At 74.3% G+C, this 18,472-nt stretch carries 15 protein-coding genes; 9 read left to right on the forward strand and 6 right to left on the reverse strand.

The genetic code is table 11. The features are described 5' to 3' along the window. Positions 1 to 86 precede the first annotated feature (86 nt). On the reverse strand, positions 87 to 1,682 hold the full coding sequence (gene lnt, locus ACFXGI_RS00745) for an apolipoprotein N-acyltransferase (RefSeq protein WP_384701202.1): 1,596 nt from the start codon (positions 1,680 to 1,682) through the stop codon (positions 87 to 89). A gap of 42 nt (positions 1,683 to 1,724) precedes the next feature. Beyond that, positions 1,725 to 2,240 carry a hypothetical protein gene (locus tag ACFXGI_RS00750; RefSeq protein WP_384701205.1) on the reverse strand — a complete coding sequence of 172 codons (516 nt, stop codon included), beginning with the start codon at positions 2,238 to 2,240 and terminating at the stop codon, positions 1,725 to 1,727. 124 nt (positions 2,241 to 2,364) lie between these two features. On the opposite strand from ACFXGI_RS00750, the gene ACFXGI_RS00755 reads away from it, so the two are divergent. Next, positions 2,365 to 2,844: a VOC family protein gene (locus tag ACFXGI_RS00755; RefSeq protein WP_384701208.1), complete on the forward strand. Its 480-nt coding sequence runs from the start codon at positions 2,365 to 2,367 to the stop codon at positions 2,842 to 2,844. A gap of 202 nt (positions 2,845 to 3,046) precedes the next feature. Further along, positions 3,047 to 3,967 carry an ADP-ribosylglycohydrolase family protein gene (locus ACFXGI_RS00760; protein WP_384701211.1) on the forward strand — a complete coding sequence of 307 codons (921 nt, stop codon included), beginning with the start codon at positions 3,047 to 3,049 and terminating at the stop codon, positions 3,965 to 3,967. 208 nt (positions 3,968 to 4,175) lie between these two features. On the opposite strand, the gene ACFXGI_RS00765 is transcribed toward ACFXGI_RS00760, so the two are convergent. Continuing rightward, a complete protein-coding gene (locus ACFXGI_RS00765; protein ID WP_384701214.1) occupies positions 4,176 to 4,304 on the reverse strand; it encodes a hypothetical protein in 129 nt (42 codons plus the stop codon). A gap of 11 nt (positions 4,305 to 4,315) precedes the next feature. Continuing rightward, entirely contained in the window at positions 4,316 to 5,110 is a 795-nt protein-coding gene (locus ACFXGI_RS00770) for a glutamate racemase (RefSeq protein ID WP_384701217.1), read from the reverse strand. Positions 5,111 to 6,574: 1,464 nt separating this feature from the next. Between ACFXGI_RS00770 and ACFXGI_RS00775 the strand changes: the two genes are divergently transcribed. The 5 genes from ACFXGI_RS00775 to ACFXGI_RS00795 all read left to right on the forward strand — a co-directional run bounded on the left by ACFXGI_RS00775 (position 6,575) and on the right by ACFXGI_RS00795 (position 12,970). Beyond that, the gene (locus tag ACFXGI_RS00775; RefSeq protein ID WP_384701219.1) at positions 6,575 to 7,744 is read left to right on the forward strand and encodes a glycosyltransferase; all 1,170 of its coding nucleotides are present in this window, start codon (positions 6,575 to 6,577) and stop codon (positions 7,742 to 7,744) included. A 259-nt stretch (positions 7,745 to 8,003) separates the two neighbouring features. Next, a complete protein-coding gene (locus ACFXGI_RS00780; RefSeq protein WP_384701222.1) occupies positions 8,004 to 8,525 on the forward strand; it encodes a DUF6643 family protein in 522 nt (173 codons plus the stop codon). 116 nt (positions 8,526 to 8,641) lie between these two features. Then, on the forward strand, positions 8,642 to 9,466 hold the full coding sequence (locus ACFXGI_RS00785; protein WP_384701225.1) for an MOSC domain-containing protein: 825 nt from the start codon (positions 8,642 to 8,644) through the stop codon (positions 9,464 to 9,466). A 294-nt stretch (positions 9,467 to 9,760) separates the two neighbouring features. Beyond that, on the forward strand, positions 9,761 to 10,372 hold the full coding sequence (locus ACFXGI_RS00790) for a hypothetical protein (RefSeq protein ID WP_384701227.1): 612 nt from the start codon (positions 9,761 to 9,763) through the stop codon (positions 10,370 to 10,372). A 138-nt stretch (positions 10,373 to 10,510) separates the two neighbouring features. Then, positions 10,511 to 12,970, forward strand: coding sequence for a right-handed parallel beta-helix repeat-containing protein (locus tag ACFXGI_RS00795; RefSeq protein WP_384701230.1), 2,460 nt, complete (start codon positions 10,511 to 10,513; stop codon positions 12,968 to 12,970). On the opposite strand, the gene ACFXGI_RS00800 is transcribed toward ACFXGI_RS00795, so the two are convergent. Next, positions 12,912 to 15,539 (reverse strand): hypothetical protein, encoded by a 2,628-nt coding sequence (locus ACFXGI_RS00800; RefSeq protein WP_384701233.1) that lies wholly within the window; start codon positions 15,537 to 15,539, stop codon positions 12,912 to 12,914. The two genes, ACFXGI_RS00795 and ACFXGI_RS00800, sit on opposite strands and share 59 nt — an antisense overlap. A gap of 328 nt (positions 15,540 to 15,867) precedes the next feature. Between ACFXGI_RS00800 and ACFXGI_RS00805 the strand changes: the two genes are divergently transcribed. Continuing rightward, positions 15,868 to 16,362, forward strand: coding sequence for an SRPBCC family protein (locus tag ACFXGI_RS00805; protein ID WP_384701236.1), 495 nt, complete (start codon positions 15,868 to 15,870; stop codon positions 16,360 to 16,362). A 106-nt stretch (positions 16,363 to 16,468) separates the two neighbouring features. Here the strand turns inward: ACFXGI_RS00805 and ACFXGI_RS00810 are convergent, their stop codons facing one another. Continuing rightward, positions 16,469 to 17,605 carry a PLP-dependent cysteine synthase family protein gene (locus ACFXGI_RS00810; protein WP_384701239.1) on the reverse strand — a complete coding sequence of 379 codons (1,137 nt, stop codon included), beginning with the start codon at positions 17,603 to 17,605 and terminating at the stop codon, positions 16,469 to 16,471. Between the two features lie 198 nt (positions 17,606 to 17,803). On the opposite strand from ACFXGI_RS00810, the gene ACFXGI_RS00815 reads away from it, so the two are divergent. After that, complete coding sequence (locus ACFXGI_RS00815; protein WP_384701242.1) at positions 17,804 to 18,328, forward strand: ATP-binding protein; 525 nt, start codon at positions 17,804 to 17,806, stop codon at positions 18,326 to 18,328. Positions 18,329 to 18,472 lie beyond the last annotated feature (144 nt).

The following is an 18,472-nucleotide window of genomic DNA, read 5'->3' on the forward strand; positions in this document are numbered from 1 at the left end:
CTACGAGGCCGCGGGCAGTGAACGCGGCCGGGCCGTCCGGCCGACCCGCGTCGGGCGGCCGTCGCGCGTCAGGCGGCCGACCCGCGTCAGGCGGCCGACCCGCGGGACCGGATCCGGCGGGCGAGGGTCCAGCCGAGGCCGCCCGCGGCGACCAGGAGCAGCACGTACTCCGGCAGCGGCCCGAAGCGGGTGGCCGGCGTCTGCGTGGAGCGCAGCGGGATCTCCGCGACCAGCGCGTCCGCCGTGAACATCTTCGTCTCCTGGACGATCTGCCCGTCGGGGCGGATCACGGCGCTGACACCGCTGGTGACGGGCACGAGCACGGTCCGGCTGTGCTCGACCGCCCGGACCCGGTCCATCGCGAGCTGCTGGTACGTCATCTGCGAGCGGCCGAACGTGGCGTTGTTGCTCGGTACGGCGATCACCTGCGCGCCGTCCTGGACGGTGGAGCGCACGGCGTCGTCGAAGGCGGCCTCGAAGCAGGTCACCATGCCGACCGCGCTGCCTTCCATGGCGAAGACGCCCGGCTCCTTGCCGGGGCCGAAGTCGCGCTGCACCCGGTCCACGTCCGAGCTGAAGAGCCGGACGAAGGACCGCATCGGGATGCGCTCTCCGAAGGGCTGGATCTTGCGCTTGTCGTACGTGTCGACCGGCCCCTTCACCGGGTCCCACAAGATCATCGTGTTGCGCAGCGGGCCGGTCTCCGGGGCCACCACGGTGCCGATCGCGACCGGCACTCCGATGGCCTTGACCGCGTTGTCGATGACCTCGTACGCGTCGGGCTGCGTGTACGGGTCGATGTCGGAGGAGTTCTCCGGCCAGACGACGAAGTCCGGCTTCGGGACCCGGCCGGCCTTGACGTCCGCGGCGAGCTGGAGCGTGCGGTTGGCGTGGTTGTCGAGGACCGCGCGACGCTGGGCGTTGAAGTCGAACCCGGCGCGCGGGACGTTGCCCTGGACCACGGCGGCCACCGCGGTGCCCTCCTCGGCGGCGTCGGAGACCAGCGGCCGGGCGGCGAGCGCCCCGGCGAGCGGGGCGGCCACGGCGGTGGCGGCGAGCAGCGCGGCGGTGGCCCGCCGGGTGTCGGCGCCGACGCGCAGGGCCTCGTACAGCCCGAATCCGCACAGGGCCACGGCGAAGGAGAGCAGCGGGGTACCGCCGAGGGCGGCGAGCGGGAGGAAGACGCCGTCGGCCTGGCCGAAGGCCAGCTTGCCCCAGGAGAAGCCGCCGAAGGGGGCCCGGGCGCGCAGCGCCTCGCCGGCGATCCAGACGGCCGCGCCCCACAGCGGCCAGGCGGGGAGCCGGCTGACGAGGGCGATCCCGAGACAGGTGAGGCCGATCAGGAGGGCTTCGAGGGTGGCGAGGGCCAGCCACGGGATCGGGCCGACGCCCTCGCCGGTCCAGATGAGCAGCGGCAGCAGGAAGCCCAGGCCGTGCAGGAAGCCGAGGCCGAAGCCGGCGCGGGCGCGGCGGCCGCGGAGGCAGGCGCCGAGCACGGCGAGGGCGAACGGGGCCAGCCACCACAGGGGGCGGGGCGGGAAGCTCAGGTAGAGCAGCACGCCGGAGCCGATGGCGAGGGCGGCGCGCAGCGGCCACCCCTTCCAGGCGGGTGCGGCCGTGGTTCCGGGTTCCGCATCGCCGGCGGTGCCGGGTCCGCGCTGTGCGGTGACGCTGCTGCTCATCTGCCGGAGTGTACGTGCCCGCCCGCGGCGGCGGGAGGACCCTCAGCGGGCAAGGGCGCGCAGGTGGGTGCGGATGACCCGGACCGCGTTATCGGCGTCGTCGACGGTGACGGTGAACACCTTGCCGTCGTCGAGCCGCAGCTCCACCCCCTCGCCTCGGCGGACGATGACGGCGGTTCCCCTTTCGGGTCGCCAGCGATAGCCCCAGCCGCCCCACTGCTGGGGGGTGATCCGGGGGACGAACTCGGCGGAGGCCACCTCCGTGAGCCGGATCTTGCGGCGGGGCAGCCCCATGTGGCCGCAGCGGACCTCCATCGCCTCGGCGTCGACGGTGACGGTGACGTGCACGAAGGCGAGCGTGCCGTAGAGGATCAGCAGGCCGACGGCCAGGCAGCCGATCACGGACATCAGCAGCGGGACGAAGCCGGAGGTCCAGTTCGAGTCGACGGCGAGCTGGACACCGAGCGCGAGACAGGCCGCGCCGGCCGCGGCGAGCAGCCATTGCACGCGGTTGGAGGCCCGTCCCGTCCACAGCGGACCTGGGGGGTGCACCGTCATGTGTAGCAGCGTACTCACGTTCCGCATGTGCGGCACCGCCTCTGGGCCACTCGGCGCGGGCGCGTCATGCACGCGTCTGCCCGAGCTTGACCTCAAGCAAACTTGAGCTTCTACGGTCGCCCGCATGACCAGTCGAAAGAACACGCACGGCACCCCTCGCAGCACCGCCCCGGAGCGCTACCGGACGGCGGTCGTACCGCACATCATGGTGTCGGACGCGCCCGCCGCACTCTCCTTCTACCGCCGGGCCTTCGGCGCCGTCGAGGACATCCGGCTCGCCCACCCGGAGGGCGGGGTGATGCACGCAGAGATCCGGATAGCAGGGGCGGTGCTGATGCTCGGGGACGTCTCCGAAGGCCCGTTCACCGCCCCGTCGCCGCCGGGCGGCACCTCGACGGCGCTGCACGTGTACGTACCGGACGTGGACGCGCTCGTCCGCACGGCGGTGGCGCAGGGCGCGGACCTGCTCCAGCCCCCGACGGACCAGTTCCACGGCGACCGCACCGCGATCCTGCGCGACCCGTTCGGCCACCTCTGGATCTTCCTGACCCACTTCGAGGACGTCCCGCCGGACGCCCTTCAGCCCCGCCCGCGGGAGGCATAGGCACAGCCGCAGCCGACGGCCGCACAGCCGAGCGACGCGGCACCCGGGGGGCTCAGCCGGGCAGGAGGGGCCCGGCGTGCGCCGGCACACCGGACACCCTCGCCGCCACCGGCCTCGGTGACCTCGACGGATTCGACGACCTCGACGGCTTCGGACGCGGTGTACTGGCCTGCGTATGCCCCGAACCGCCCGAGGAGGAATCATGATCACTCGACTCGACCGCGCCGTGGGCGCGGTTCTGGGCTCGGCCGTCGGCGACGCCCTCGGCGCGCCCTACGAGTTCGGACCCGCCGGGGAACTGACCGCGCGCGGCCAGGAGATGCGCGGGGGCGGCGGCTGGGATCCGGGCGAGGCGACCGACGACACGCAGATGGCCGTCATCGTCGGCGAATCCCTCCTGGAGCACGGCGGCCTCGAACTACCCGACGTCTTCGAGCGGTTCCAGCGCTGGGCGGCCGCCCAGCCGAAGGACATCGGCCTCCAGACGGAGGACGTGCTGACCAGCGGCGAGGCCTGGGACCTCGCCGCCGCACTGCACTTCCAGATCAACGCGCGGGCCGCCGGCAACGGTTCCCTGATGCGGGCCTCCACCTCGGCGGTCTACTTCGCCGCCGACGGGCGGGAGGGGACGATGGACGCCGCCCGGCGGATCGCCGCCCTGACCCACGGCGACCGGGCGGCCTGGGAGGGTACGGCCGTACTGCACGAGCTCGTACGGGTGATGCTCGTCGGGGGCGATCCGCTGGCCGCGCTCCCCGAGGTGCTCGCCGCGGTGCACCCCCACCACCGCGAGCGGTACGCGTACGTCCTCGGCCCCGACTGGCATCCGGGGCTGGCCACCGAGTTCAACGGGGCGGTATGGCCCTGCCTGGGCTCCGCGGTGTGGGCACTGCGGACGACCACCGGGTTCGCCGGGGCCGTACGGGCCGCCGTGGACCTGGGCGGGGACACCGACACGGTGGCGGCGGTCACCGGCACCCTGGCCGGGGCCCGCTACGGCCAGGCGGCGATCCCGCCGGAGTGGACGGCTCCGCTGCACGTGCCGCTGCCCGGGTTCGGGGACCGGGTACTTGACGCGGACGGGCTGCGCGCGCTCGCCCGGTCGCTTGCGGAGCGGACGTAGCGCTCGGGAGGCAGATCCACCATGGGAACGGCGCGCCGGGTGCCGCCGGATCCGAGGACGACCTGCAGCCCGGGACGGAGGTCGAGCGGCGCCTGACGGGAGCGGCCGCAGGGCGGGAGCACCCCGCGCTCGCGGGGCAGGCGGGACTCCGCGGACACCCCCTGGGACGACGAGCTCGGTGCAGCGGCCCCGGGGAAGTGGAACACGTTCAGGCCCTGTGCGGTCCGGCCGTCCCGGGCGCGGCCACCGCTGCCACGGTGTGTTCGTCGCCGTGGCGGCGGGTCCGCGCCGGATCGGTGGCGGCCCCGACGAGGGCGAGGTGCTGCGGGCTGGGCACGCCGGGCGGGCTCATCGCCCGACGGCCGCGCCCTCGCCCGCGAGCAGCCGCCCTTCGGCGTACCCGAGAGCGGCCGCGGGGAGCGCGCCCTCCTGCCCGCTGAGCAGGACGGTCAGGGTGCCGGTACGGGGCAGACCCGGCTCGGGGAGGGCGCCGAGGCGGCGCAGCGCCTGTACGGCGACGGCCTCGGCGGAGCCGTGGTAGCGGAGCTCGGCGCCGCCGGTCCGCTCGGCCAGGGCGGCCCGGATGGCCACCTCGACGAGCTCGTAGTGGGTGCAGCCGAGGACGACGTCGGTGACGTCGGCCGGGGTCAGCGCGGTGGCTGCGGCGACGGCCGCCGCGACGGCGGCGTCGTCCCCCACCTCGACGGCGTCGGCCAGTCCCGGGCAGGGCACCTCGGTGACCCGGGCCCCGGTGGCGAAGTCGCGGATCAGCCCGCGCTGGTAGGGGCTGCCGGTGGTGGCGGGGGTGGCCCAGATGGCCATGCGGCCACCCGGGGCGGCGGCGGGCTTGATCGCCGGCACGGTCCCGATCACCGGGATCCCGGGCTCGAGCTCGGCCCGGAGGGTCGGCAGGGCGTGCACGGTGGCGGTGTTGCAGGCCACGATCAGCGCGTCCGGCCGGTGCTCGGCGGCGGCCCGGGCCACACCGAGGGCGCGCCCGGTCAGATCGGCGGGCGTACGGGGCCCCCAGGGCATGCCGACGGGGTCGGAGGAGAGGACGAGATCGGCGTCGGGCCGCAGCCGCCGCATCTCGGCAGCCGCCGCGAGGAGGCCGATTCCGGAGTCCATGAGGGCGATCTTCACCTGGTCACCTTAATGGAAGGGACGCCACCGAGGGCGGGCGGAGGCCGCCGGGGGGTGCTGGGGGGCCGGGAGGCTGGGGCGCGGGGGCCGGAGGCGCCGGGCGCGGCGGAGGGAGTCGGAGGGGGGAGTCGGAGGGGCGTCGGGGGGCGTCGGAGGGGCGTGGGGGCTCCGGCGGGGTCCGCCGATCGAGGGCGGGCGGACGAGCTGGTCCGGGGCTTCGGGGGCGGGGCTCGTGTGCTCGGGGTCGGTGGTGTGTCCGGGGGCGTCCCGTCAGTCCACTGTCCTTCCGTGTCGGGTCGGTCCGTCAAGGGCGCTCCCTTCGGTCGCGTCGCTGCGCGATGTCGCTGCGCTCCACCCTTGACCGACCGCCCCGCCCCGGAAAGACAACAGACTGCCGGGAAGCCCCCGAAGGAATGGCCGGGAGGTTCATGTTCAGGGACGGGCTCTCAGCGATGCCGACCGGTGTTCTTGGCCGGTCCTGTTCCCGTCCCGGGACCACCATCCCCGGCCATGACGACAGGGCGCGTCAGATCGCTACGCGCTCCTCACGGTTTGGCGTCACCGGACCGTCTGTGGCCGGACATAAGCCGCCCACGACCGGCATCAACCGCTCCGATAGGGCGCCTGCGGGCAGTTTGTCCCTTTTGGTGGCCGGTCGGGACCCACGAACCGCCTTGCCGGAGTGAGAGGTTGGGAAATCCGGCATCAGACTCCCTCTCGCCCGTTCTTCGTCCTCGGACGGTCCGCGGACGCCCGCGAGCGGCCCACGAGGGTCCATTGGCGTCCTCCGGCGACGTGCAGGCGCCGAAAGGGCCTTTCGTCCGCGATGTGTGGGCGGCTTATGTCCGGCCACAGACGGTCGTCGGTCGCTGAGACGTGAGGAGCACGTAGCGAACTGATGCGCGTTCCGGTCCCATCGGCGCGGGATGGGCATCTGGTCGCTGCCTGGTGGGGGTGGGCTGCCGTGGTGCGGCAAGAGGGACGGAACTGCTTGGGGAAGCCTCGCCTCCCGGAACCGGGAGGTCGGCATCCTTGAGGGCCCGTGTGTGGACCTGTCCCCCGTGACCGTTCCTTCGGGGGCTTCCCGGCAGTCTTATGGCATTCCGGGGCGGGCCGGGCAGTCAAGGGTGGAGCGCAGCGACATCGCGAAGCGACGCGACCAAAGGGAGCGCCCTTGACGGCCCGGACCGACACGGAAGGACAGTCGACTGCCGGGAAACCCCCGAACCACCCCCGACCCCGAACAACGAGACCCCGCCAGCCGAGGATCCCGGCCGGCACCCCGACCCCGGACAACGAGACCCCGCCGGCCGAGGATCCCGCCCCGCACCCCTGACGCCGGACAACGGAACCCCGCCGACCGGGGATCCCGCCCCGCGCTCGGACCCCGCCCCCTCCGACCTCGCCCCGCCCCACTCCGCCCAAATCCACGACACCCCCCTCCGCCTTCGGCACACTGCCCGCATGGGCCTTCTCTGCGCCGCCTGCGCTTCCCTCCTCGCCTGGCTCTGGCTCACCTTCGCCCAGGGCATGTTCTGGCGGACCGACGTGCGGCTCCCGCCGCGCAGCGCCCCCGGGCGGTGGCCGTCCGTCGCCATCGTGGTCCCGGCCAGGGACGAGGCCGCGGTGCTGCCCCGCAGCCTGCCCTCGCTCATCGCCCAGGACTATCCCGGCGAAGCCGAGGTCGTCCTGGTCGACGACGGCAGCACCGACGGCACCGGCGACCTCGCCCGGCGGCTGGCCCGGGAGCACCCCGGGCTGCCCCTCACCGTCACCTCCCCGGGCGACCCGCCCCCCGGCTGGACCGGGAAGCTGTGGGCGCTGCGCCACGGCATCGCGCTCGGCCGTACCGCCCATGCCACCGAGCCCGAGTACCTGCTCCTCACCGACGCCGACATCGCGCACGAGCCCGACAGCCTCCGCGAGCTGGTCGCGGCCGCGACCAGCGCCGATCTCGACCTCGTCTCGCAGATGGCCCGGCTGCGCGCCGTCAGCCCCTGGGAGCGGCTCGTCGTACCGGCCTTCGTGTACTTCTTCGCGCAGCTCTACCCCTTCCGCCGGATCAACCGGCCGGCCGGCCGGACCGCCGCCGCGGCCGGCGGCTGCGTGCTGCTGCGCACCGAGGCCGCCCTCCGTGCCGGCGTGCCGGACTCGATCCGGCACGCCGTCATCGACGACGTCTCCCTCGCCCGCGCCGTCCGCCGCTCGGGCGGCCGGATCTGGCTGGGGCTCGCGGAGCGGGTGGACAGCGTGCGCCCGTACCCCGCGCTCGGGGACCTGTGGCGGATGATCTCGCGCAGTGCGTACGCGCAACTGCGCCACCAGCCGCTGCTGCTGGCCGGGACGGTGGCCGGGCTCGTGCTGGTCTACCTCGTCCCCCCGGCCGCGCTCCTCTCGGGGCTGGCGACCGGGCATGCCGCGACCGCCTGGGCGGGCGGGCTCGCCTGGCTGCTGATGGCGGGCACATATCTGCCGATACTGCGCTACTACCGGCAGCCCGCAGCACTCGCGCCACTCCTTCCGCTCACGGCCCTCCTGTACCTCCTGATGACCGTGGACTCCGCCGTTCAGCACTACCGCGGCCGCGGCGCCGCCTGGAAGGGCCGTACCTATGCCCGCCCCAGTGACGCCTGAAACGAAAAGCCACCCTCCGCACCACCCCCCTCATCGATGTCATCCCAGGTCACCGCATTGTGACGCTGCGTCAGCGGCAAGTCGGTGCAACAGCCAACCGGTGAGTACGAGTAGGAACAACCCGGTGCGGAAGTGGCGAAAACGTGCACCTGAACGGGAAGTGAAGGGTGTGGCTCTGACCTGCGAATATGCAGGTCAGCGCGGTGTTCGTCACACCTCGCTATGGACCCGGTGAAGTCGTGGGCTTAACTTAGGTCCCATGACCTCCCCCCGCTCCACTTATGGCGGCGGTTACTACTCCGCGCCCTCCTTCCCGGACACCCCCATCTACGACTCCCTCGTCGCCGAACGGGGCACCCCGCAGATCGCCCCGATCCGCGTTCCGGCCGCTTACGACTCCCCCGGCTCCGGCTACTCGAGCGGCGGGTACCTCCCTGCCCTCGCCTCCTCGCTGCCCGCCCTGCCGGCCGCGCTGCCCCCGGCCATGCCGCAGCAGCAGCAAGCCCCGGCGTACGGGTACCCGTACCAGCAGCAGATGGCGCCCGCACCGATGCCCCTGCAGCAGGCGCCCGCTCCGTACATCCCGCAGCAGCAGCCGGCCGTGGCCCGCGCGGGATACATGCAGCAGGCCCAGCCGCAGCAGCCCCGGCCGGTGGCCACGGGCACCGGGTACGAGGCGATGCGTCCGGCCGCGCCGCGCCCGATGCAGGTTCCGGCTCCGGTTCCGGCCGCCTCGTACGAGGACCCGTACGGCCGCCCGTACCAGGGGCGCGGCTACTGACGGATCCGGAAGCGGCAGACCCGGTACCGGCAGACCCCGGTACCGGCGGGCCCGGTGCTGACAGACCCGGGGACGCCCACTAGGGCGGGCGCGGGAGCTCCTGGCAGGATGCTCCCATGTCGAACTTGTACGTCCAGGCGCTCCACATCCATCCCGTCAAGTCGGTGGCGGGGACAGCTCCCGACGAGATGGCCGTGGAGCCCTGGGGGCTGTCCGGCGACCGGCGGTGGGCACTGGTCGACACCGGGGGCACGGTCATCACCCAACGCCAGCAGCCCCGGCTGGCGTTGGCCGCGGCGCGTCCGCTGGGGGGCGGCGCGGTCGCCCTGTCGGCGCCGGGCATGGCCGAGCTGACCGTGGAGGTGCCGGATCCGGGTCCGCTGGAGCCGGTCACCCTGTTCGGCAAGAAGATCGAGACCGTGGTCGCCGCGAGCGCCGCGGCCGACTGGTTCAGCGCCTACCTGGGGGTCCCGGCGCGGCTGGTGCACATGGACGACCCTGCCGTGCGGCGTCCCGTCGACCCGCAGTACGCGCTGCCGGGCGAGACGGTGAGCCTCGCCGACGGCTACCCGGTGCTGCTCACGACCCTCGCGTCGCTGGACGCGCTCAACTCGCTGATCGCGCAGGGGGACCATCCCGAGGAGGGTCCGCTGCCGATGAACCGTTTCCGCCCCAATGTGGTGGTCGCTGGCGCCGAGGCGTGGGCGGAGGACGGCTGGCGGCGCCTGGCGATCGGCGACGCCGTCTTCCGCGGTGTGCGGGAGTGCGGGCGGTGCATCGTCACGACCACCGACCAGGCGACGGCGGAGCGGGGCAAGGAGCCCCTCAAGACGCTGGCCCGGCACCGGCGGATCGGCAAGTCCCTGGCCTTCGGGCGGCAGCTGGTGCCGGTGCGGACGGGCACGGTGCGGGTGGGCGACGAGGTCCGCGTCCTGGAGTAGCGGGCGGGACCGCAGGGCCGCGGGACCGCGGCACCGACCCCTCGGAATGACACCTTCGAGGGGCTGTGGGGGAACTCTGGAACCAAGCACCGTGGGCGGGCCGTTGGTGTATGCGACGGCTGTGACAGGAAGGTGCGGGAGCGAGCTCGGCGTCGGCCAGGGCTGCGGCCTCGCTCCCAGGGCTTCCTGCACCGGATCGGGTGACACGGCTGCCGCGCGTCCCGCAATGCGCGTTGCCGGGGGGTGCGGGAGGCTTGGACCGCAGGCAGACGGAGGCAAAGGGGGTGCCGGACCGTGTGGACAGCAACGGGTGTGTGGCGTTGGCGGCGCAATCCACTGCGCCGGCCGACTGATCTCTTCGAGGCATGGGTGGCGTTCGCCGCGCTGGCGTGCCTCCTGCTGGTGGCTCCGGCCGTCGGCACGGTCGCGGGCCTGGAGGTGGACGGCACGCTGCAGCGGGCCGCGCGCGAGCAGCGGCAGGAGCGGTATCTCGTCCCGGCGGTGGTGGTCCGGCCGGCCCTGGCGCCGCCCGCGGGGACGGAGGCCGATCCGTCGGCGCAGCGGCAGACCCCGCAGCGCACGCAGATCGTCGCGTCCTGGACGGCGCCCGACGGCAGCAGCCACCAGGGCACGGTGCCGGCCGCGGAGGAACCGCCGCAGGCCGGCGAACGGTTCCGGATATGGACCGATACGCAGGGCCGGCTCGTGGGGCGGCCCCTCGACGCGGGCTCGGCGAGCGTTCACGCGGGGATGGTGGGCCTGGCCGCCGCTCTCGGCGCGGCCGCGCTGGTGGAGACGGTTCGCCGGCTGGTCGTACGAAGGCTCATGCATCGTCGGTACATACGGCTGGACCGCGCGTGGGCGGCGGCGGGACCGGACTGGGGCCGGGCGGGCGCGGGCAGCTGACCTGGCATCTCACCGGCTCCGCGCGCGCTACGGTGGAGCGGCCAGAGTCGGTCGTCGCCAAGGCGGTGGGCGGCGGCGGTGGTTTCCGCCGCTTCGATGGCACGAGCACGAGCACGAGGGCGGGGGCGCGACAGCACCATGGCACAGGGCACGGTCCAGGTGACGCACGGCGGGTCTTCGCGGTGGCGCCGCCGCTCCGGTGAGTATCCGACGCTGGCCGCCGCGCTCGCCGTCGCTGGCGACGGGGACGTGCTGTCCATCGCCCCCGGCACCTACCGGGAGAACCTGGTGCTCGACCATGCCGTGACCCTGCGCGGGCCGGAGGGCTCGGTGGGCTCGGTGCGGATCGCGCCGCTCGACGGGGTCGCGCTGACGGTGCGCGCTTCGGCCGTGGTCCAGGACCTCCACCTGGAGGGACAGGACCGGGCGGCGCCCGCGCTGCTGGTAGAGGAGGGCTCGCCCGAGCTCACCGACCTGCGGGTGAGCACCCGCTCCGCGGCGGGCATCGAGGTGCGCGGCGGGGCCAGACCCCTGGTGCGGCGGTGCACGGTGGAGAATCCGGCGGGCGTCGGGATCGCCGTACTGGACGGCGGCGGCGGGGTGTTCGAGGAGTGCGAGGTGCTGGCCGCCGGGCAGACCGGGGTCTCCGTCCGCGGCGGCGGGCGGCCACGGCTGGAGCGCTGCCGGATCCACCACGCTTCAGGTGCGGGCATCGCGGTCACCGGCGAGGGCTCGGGCCTGGAGGCGCTGGGCTGCGAGGTGTACGAGATCAAGGGCACGGGTGTGCAGATCGCCGCGCGTGCGGCGGCCCGTCTCACCGACTGCTCGGTGCACCGCACTTCGACGGACGGGGTCACCCTCGACACGGACGCGGTGCTCACGCTCGCCGGCTGCGACATCCACGACATCCCGGAGAACGCGGTGGACCTGCGTTCCCGTTCGGTGCTCACGCTCAGCCGCACCACCGTCCGCCGGTTCGGCCGCAACGGCCTGTCGGTGTGGGATCCGGGTACCCGGGTGGATGCCGAGTCCTGCGAGATCCACGACAGTACGGGCGACTATCCGGCGGTGTGGATCAGCGACGGGGCCACCGCCTCGCTGAGCTCCTGCCGGGTGCACGACGTACCGGACGCGGTGTTCGTCCTGGACCGGGGCTCGCGCGCCGACGTGGTCGACAGCGATCTCTCCCAGGTGCGCAACACGGCCGTCTCTGTGAGCGACGGGGCCACCGTGCAGGTCGACGACTGCCGGATCAGGGAGGCGGCGACCGGGGCCTGGTTCCGCGACCACGGCAGCGGCGGCACCCTCGCCAACTGCACGATCGACGCGGTCCAGACGGGGGTGATCGTCACCAAGGGGGCCGATCCCACGCTGGAGCGGTGCACGGTCAGCTCCCCCTCCGAGGCGGGGTTCTACGTGTCGGCGGGCGGCCGCGGGAGTTTCCAGTCCTGCCGGGTGACGGGCAGTTCCAGTTTCGGTTTCCACGTCATCGACGGCTGCCGCACCACGCTGACCCGCTGCCACACCGAGCGCTGCGCGCGCGGGGGCTACGAGTTCGCGGAGGACGGCCCGGTCGCCGAGGACTGCACCAGCGACGAGTCCGGGTCGCGGCTCGCCGCCCAGTCTTCGGGCACCGGCGCCGGCGCCCTCGCGGGTGAGCGCGCGGGGATCCGTACGGTCGGCGAGGTCCGGGGCCCGGCTGCGGAGGCGGCGCAGGTGCCGGCCCCGCGCGCCGCGCAGGAGGCGGACCGGGAGTCGCCGGGGGCGGCGCGCGGCTCCGGCGAGGTGCTGGGACAGTTGGACGGGCTGGTGGGCCTGGACAGCGTCAAGCGCGAGGTGCGGGCACTGACCGACATGATCGAGGTGGGGCGGCGCCGTCAGCAGGCGGGCCTCAAGGCGGCCTCGGTGCGCCGCCATCTGGTGTTCACGGGCAGCCCCGGCACGGGCAAGACGACGGTGGCCCGGCTGTACGGGGAGATCCTGGCGTCGCTCGGGGTCCTGGAGCGCGGCCACTTGGTCGAGGTCTCGCGGGTGGACCTGGTCGGCGAGCACATCGGCTCCACGGCGATCCGGACCCAGGAGGCGTTCGACCGGGCGCGCGGCGGGGTGCTGTTCATCGACGAGGCGTACGCACTGGCCCCGGAGGACTCGGGGCGGGACTTCGGGCGCGAGGCGATCGACACCCTGGTGAAGCTGATGGAGGACCACCGGGACGCGGTCGTGGTGATCGTCGCCGGGTACACGGCGGAGATGGACCGGTTCCTGACCGTGAACCCGGGTGTGGCCTCGCGGTTCTCCCGGACCATCACCTTCGGGGACTACGGGCCGGAGGAGCTGCTGCGGATCGTGGAGCAGCAGGCGGAGGAGCACGAGTACCGGCTCGGAGAGGGCACGGCCAAGGCGCTGCTGACGTACTTCACGGAGCTGCCGAAGGGCCCGGCGTTCGGAAACGGCCGCACGGCGCGCCAGACCTTCGAGTCGATGGTGGAGCGCCACGCGGGGCGCGTGGCGCAGTTGGCGGACCCGGGCACGGACGAACTCACCCTCCTGTTCCCGGAGGATCTCCCGACTCTGCCGGCGCTTCCGACGCCTCGCTGACCCTGGGCCCGGGCAGGCCGGGTGCCTCCGGGGCCGGTGGGGCCGGGGCAGGTGCTGCGGGAGCGGCCGGTGGCGCCGGGGCCGGGACGGCGAGCGCGGCGGAGCGGGCGCGGCGGGCCGGTCCGGCCAGCCTGGCCAGGAGCGCGTCGCGCTCGGCGGCGAAGGCCGGGTCGGCCTGGTAGTCGAAGTGCCCGAGGATCGGCGCGGGCAGCGGGTGGCGGGCGCTGCGCCCATAGGCGAGCGGGTCGGCCAGCGGCCCCCGGTCGACGGAGTCGCCCGGGGCGGTAGGAGCGTTGGGAGCGGCCGGGGAAGCGCGGTCGGCACGGGCGGCCGGGGCAGTCGGACCCGCCGTGCCGGTCGGGGCCGGCGAGTGGGTCGGCGCCGGCGAGTGGGTCGGAACCGTCGCGTTGGTCGGCGCCGGCGCGTTGGTCGGCGCCGGCGCGTTGGTCGGAACCGTCGCGTTGGTCGGCGCCGTGGTCGGGGACGTCTCGGCGGGGTGTGGGAGGACCGGGCCGCCGATGGGGTCCGTCGCGCGCCAGAGGTTGCGCCAGCAGTCGATGTCGGCGTGCAGCGCGGCGAGGGGGCCCGGGCCGAAGTACGCCGGGAACCAGCGGCCGTAGAGCCGCCGGAGCGGGGAGCCGTACGTGAGCAGCGCGACCCGGCGGCGGACCTGTGGCGGCAGCTGCCAGACGGCGGCGGCCGCGAGGACGCTGCCCTGCGAGTGCCCGGAGATGACCAGGCGGCCGCCGGTGCGGCCGGTCCAGCCGGTCATCCGCCAGGTCAGGTCGGGGACCGCGCGCTCGGCGTAGCAGGGCGGCGCGAACGGATGGGCGGCTCGCGGCCAGAAGGTGCCGACGTCCCAGAGCACGCCGATGGTGCGGCGGGCGGCGGGGTCCCGGTAGGCGCGGCGGCCCCAGGCGACGAACGCGGCGATGCCGAGTCCTATCAGCCAGGACCCGGCGTCCTGCGCCGCCCGGGCCGCGGTCTCCAGCAGCGGGTGGGCGCCTCGGGCCGCCTCGCCCGGGACCTGACCGCTCAGCCAGGCTCCGGCGAGGGCTCCCGCGCCGAGCAGCAGGGTGATCCCGGAGACGGCGGCCACGAACCAGGGTGCGGAGTCGGTGAGCGCGGCGGCGGCCCGCGCCCCGGCGATCCGCCGGCTGCGGTTCACGTCGGGCTGCGCCCCCGGGTACTCGGCGGCGACCCCGGCGGCGAGCCGGCGCCGCGCGAGGACCCCGCGTACGGCGAACCAGGCCGCGAGCAGGGCCAGTACGAGGAGCAGCGGGGGCAGTACGGCGGCCTGCCAGGACAGCAGCACGGGCGGCGCGGGCGGCGGGGGCGACAGGGCGGCGGCCCCGGCCGGTCCGGGAACCCCCGGCGCGTCCAGCCAGTCGGCGACCCGCTGCGCGACCCCGCCCGTCATCACCCCGCCGAGGGCGCACCCGAGCATGGCGATGGCGGGACCGCCGAGCCCGTACAGAGCGGTCGCCGGGTCGGGGGCCATCCGGTACAGGCGGACCGCGACGGCGGCGAGGAGCAGGACGCAGCAGCCCTGGCCGAGCATGAGCACGCCGAATGCGAAGTCTCCGGGGAGTCGCCCGCCGGAGATCCACCCGGGGCGCGACCAGCCGGCGTAGAGCAGGACTGCGACGAGCAGGGCGAGGGCGGATCCGGGCATCAGCGTGACGGCGGCCCGGTCGAGGCGGGGGTCGGCGCGGTCCTCGGTACGGCCGCGCCGGCAGACGACCCAGGTGACGGAGAGGGCCCCGGCGGCGAGCGCCGCCTCCACCGCCCAGCCGACGGCTTCGAGTACGGGGCCGCCGGCCCGGCGGTCGTAGCGGGCGGTGGGCGCGGCGACGGCGGCCGCGACGATCAGCAGCCCGGCCGCTGTGTGCGCGGCGCGCAGCCGGGCCACGATGCGCCGCCCGTACCAGAATCCGGGCCGGCCGAGGGCGGGTGTCCCGTCCGGGTCGGCCGCGGGGGCGGCCGCGTCCGCCGGCGGCGGCTGGGACTCGTACGCGCTCCACGTCCGGTTCGACAGGTACCACAGCAGCCCGGTCAGTGCGGCCGGGACCAGCGCGCCGAGCGCCAGCCGGCGCCCCGGCTGGCCCCACCAGCCGCCCGGCTGCAGGAAGCCGAGCCAGGAGCGTGAGCCCGTGCAGGCCCCGGACCCGGCGCACTGCCAGGCGAGGAGGTCGAGCGCGACCTCGCAGGCGGCCGCGATCAGCAGCAGGGTGAGGCTGAGCGCGAGGACCCGTACGAGGACCCCGTACGTGCGCACCGCGCGCGCCGCCGGAGCCGTGGCGGGCGCGGCAGGCCGGGCCCAGTGGGCGAGGTTCACCACCATGAACGGCAGGAGCAGCAGCCACAGGGCGCGGGAGCCGTTGCCGGAGGTGAGCCGGGACCAGCAGTAGGCCTCGACCACGGGCCGGCCGGCGTAGCACTCGGGGTGGTTCTCGGCGTCGGCGTCCGCGGCGCGGCGGAACACGGCGGCGGTGGAGTCGCCGGTGATCCGGACGGTGCGCGGATCACCGAGCAGCTCCTCGGGGGGTGCGCCGTGGACTCCGTGCACGTGTAGTTCCAGGGCCAGGGGGCGTGCGGGTGTGAGGAGTTCGAGGGCCAGGGGATGGAGGGGCTGGGGGGACTGGGGGGACTGGGGAGGCTGGGGATGGTCCGGCACTACGGCCTCCGCTCGCTGGGCGGTATCGGCGCACCTCCGAGCATCCCGCGCCCCGACCCCCCTGCCTAGGCCCCGTCCGGGCGACGGGCGGCGACACTCGGGGCCGGGGGCCTCGCGCGCGCGGGCCGATGTGGCGGCCGTCGCGCGGCGGACATCTGACGGGTCGGCAGTTAAGGTACGCGGACGCATGTTCCACTGCTCATCCCCAGGAGGAACCGCCATGGCTCGCCGACTCCGCCCCGTGGAGCTGGACTTCATCGAGAACGCCCCGACCCGCCTGGTCTTCGCCGCGCGGACGACGGCGGGGCCCGAGGCCGTGTACCGGGCGCTGGCCGAGGACGTCGAGGGGTGGCCGCGGTGGTTCCGGGCGGTGACCCTGGCCCGGCCGACGCACGGGGGCGCGGGCCGGGAGGTCCGGCTGGTCGGCGGGACCCGCTTCGAGGAGACGATCATGGCCGCGGAGCCGGAGCGGCGCTACGCGTACCGGGTCGACGCGACCAACGCCCCCGGGATCCGGGCCCTTTTGGAAGAGTGGCGGCTCACCCCCGCCGACCCCTGCTCCGGCACCCTCGTCCGGTGGACCTTCGCGGCGGACGGCCCGGCGCCGCTCCGGCTCGCCCTCGCCGCAGCCCGTCCGGCCCTGGGGCAGTCGTTCCGGTCGGCGGTCCGCGCACTCGACGCCCGCCTGGCCGCCCGCCGCCCGGCCGGTCAGTGACGCGGAGTCCGGATCGGGAGGGCGGAACTCCCGGGCAGGACCGGCCGCCGCCGCCCGATGGCTCGGGAGGGACCGGCGCCAGGGCCGCCGCCGGTCAGGCCGCCGGTCAGGCCGCCGGCTCGCGCCAGACGCCGGTCGCCAGCAGGGTTTCGAGGGTCTGCGTGTACGGGGCGATGTCCAGGCCCTGGCCGGCCAGCCACTCGTCCGAGTAGTACTTGTCCAGGTAGCGGTCGCCCGGGTCGCACAGGAGCGTGACCACGCTGCCCTTGCGGCCCTCGGCCACCATCTCCGCGATGATCTTCAGTGCGCTCCACACGCCCGTCCCCGTCGAACCGCCCGCCTTGCGGCCGATGGCCTGTTCCAGGGCTCGGCAGGCGGCGACGCTCGCCGCGTCCGGCACCTTCATCATCCGGTCTATGGCGCCGGGAACGAAGCTCGGCTCCATCCGCGGCCGCCCGATGCCCTCGATGCGCGAGCCGCAGTCGCTGCTCGCGTGCGGGTCGTTGTTGGTCCAGCCGTCGAAGAAGCAGGAGTTCTCCGGGTCCGGGACGCACACCCGGGTGTCGTGCTGCATGTAGTGCACGTAGCGCGCGATCGTCGCGGACGTACCGCCCGTGCCCGCCGTCGCCACGATCCACGCGGGCTCGGGGTAGCGCTCCAACCGCAGCTGCTGGTAAATCGATTCTGCGATGTTGTTGTTGCCGCGCCAGTCGGTCGCCCGCTCCGCGTAGGTGAACTGGTCCATGTAGTGCCCGCCCGTGCGGGCGGCGAGCTCCGCGGACTCCTCGTACATCTTCATCGAGTCGTCCACGAAGTGGCACTCGCCGCCGTGGAATTCGATGAGCCGGCACTTCTCCGGGCTCGTCGTGCGCGGCATGACGGCGATGAACGGAACCCCGATCAGCTTCGCGAAGTACGCCTCGGAGACGGCCGTCGAGCCGGACGAGGCCTCGATGACCGGACGTCCGGGGCGGATCCAGCCGTTGCACAGCGCGTAGAGGAAGAGCGAGCGCGCGAGGCGGTGCTTGAGGGAGCCGGTCGGGTGCGTGGACTCGTCCTTGAGGTAGAGGTCGATGCCCCATTCCTCGGGGAGCGGGAAGCGCAGCAGGTGGGTGTCGGCGGATCGGTTGGCATCGGCCTGGACCTTGCGGACGGCTTCTTTCAGCCAGGCGCGGTAGTCCGCGTCGCTACGGTCGACGTCGATTGTCGTAGCCGTCGTACCGGAGGTACGGGTGGTGCTCATGCGACTGGCTCCTTCGTGCGGTTCTTCGCCCCCTGCTTTCGCAATGTACCTCCCTCACCTGCACAAACAGTCGCTTTGGGTATCCATATGGATCGCTTTCGATCGCGTTCGGTTGCATACACGGGCACCGTGGGTGACCCTGGTGGAGCATTACCGAGGGTGCAGCACCCGTAACACTCATGTCGGGGAGTCGCAGCCGTGATCAGTCATTCACGCAGGCACTGCGTCGTCGAACTGCAGGCCTTGCCGTCCCGGATCGGACAGATCCGGAGGATCGTTTCAGCGCAACTGCGCCACTGGCAGCTCGATCCGCTCATAGACCGGGCTGCGCTCGGCGTGACGGAGCTGCTCAGCAACGTCCACCGCCATGCGCAGCCGGACAAGACGTGCACGGTCGAGATCGAGCTGCGGCTGGGTCGGCTGACGGTCTCGGTGTACGACAGCGATCCGCGCCTTCCCGTCCTGCGGGAGGCGGCCGCGGACGCGCTGGAGACCTGCGGGCGCGGGCTCGCACTGGTCGAGGCGGTCAGCGAGGCCTGGGGCGCCCGGAACCAGGCCGACGGCCCCGGCAAGGTGGTCTGGTTCTCGCTCCGCGCCGTCCCGGTCGGCAGTGGTTCCAAGCCCGTACGAGAACCCGCGCCGACGGTGGTGGTGGCCGTCGACCCGAGCGCCGTCCCGACAGTCATGCCGGTAGCGGCCTCGGTCGGCGCCAGGCCCGGGTAGGCTCCGGCCGCCGCACCCCCGCTCCCGGCGCCCACCACCCCGGCCGGCACCACCCCGGCACCGCAGCCGTCGGGCACGGGGCGAGGCGGCGGGCGTGCTCCGCCATCGGCTCCGGCCATCGCTGCACCGGGGGCCGACCGCGGA

It is taken from the genome of Streptomyces sp. NPDC059355 (genome assembly GCF_042752335.1).
Taxonomy (GTDB): Bacteria; Actinomycetota; Actinomycetes; order Streptomycetales; family Streptomycetaceae; genus Streptomyces.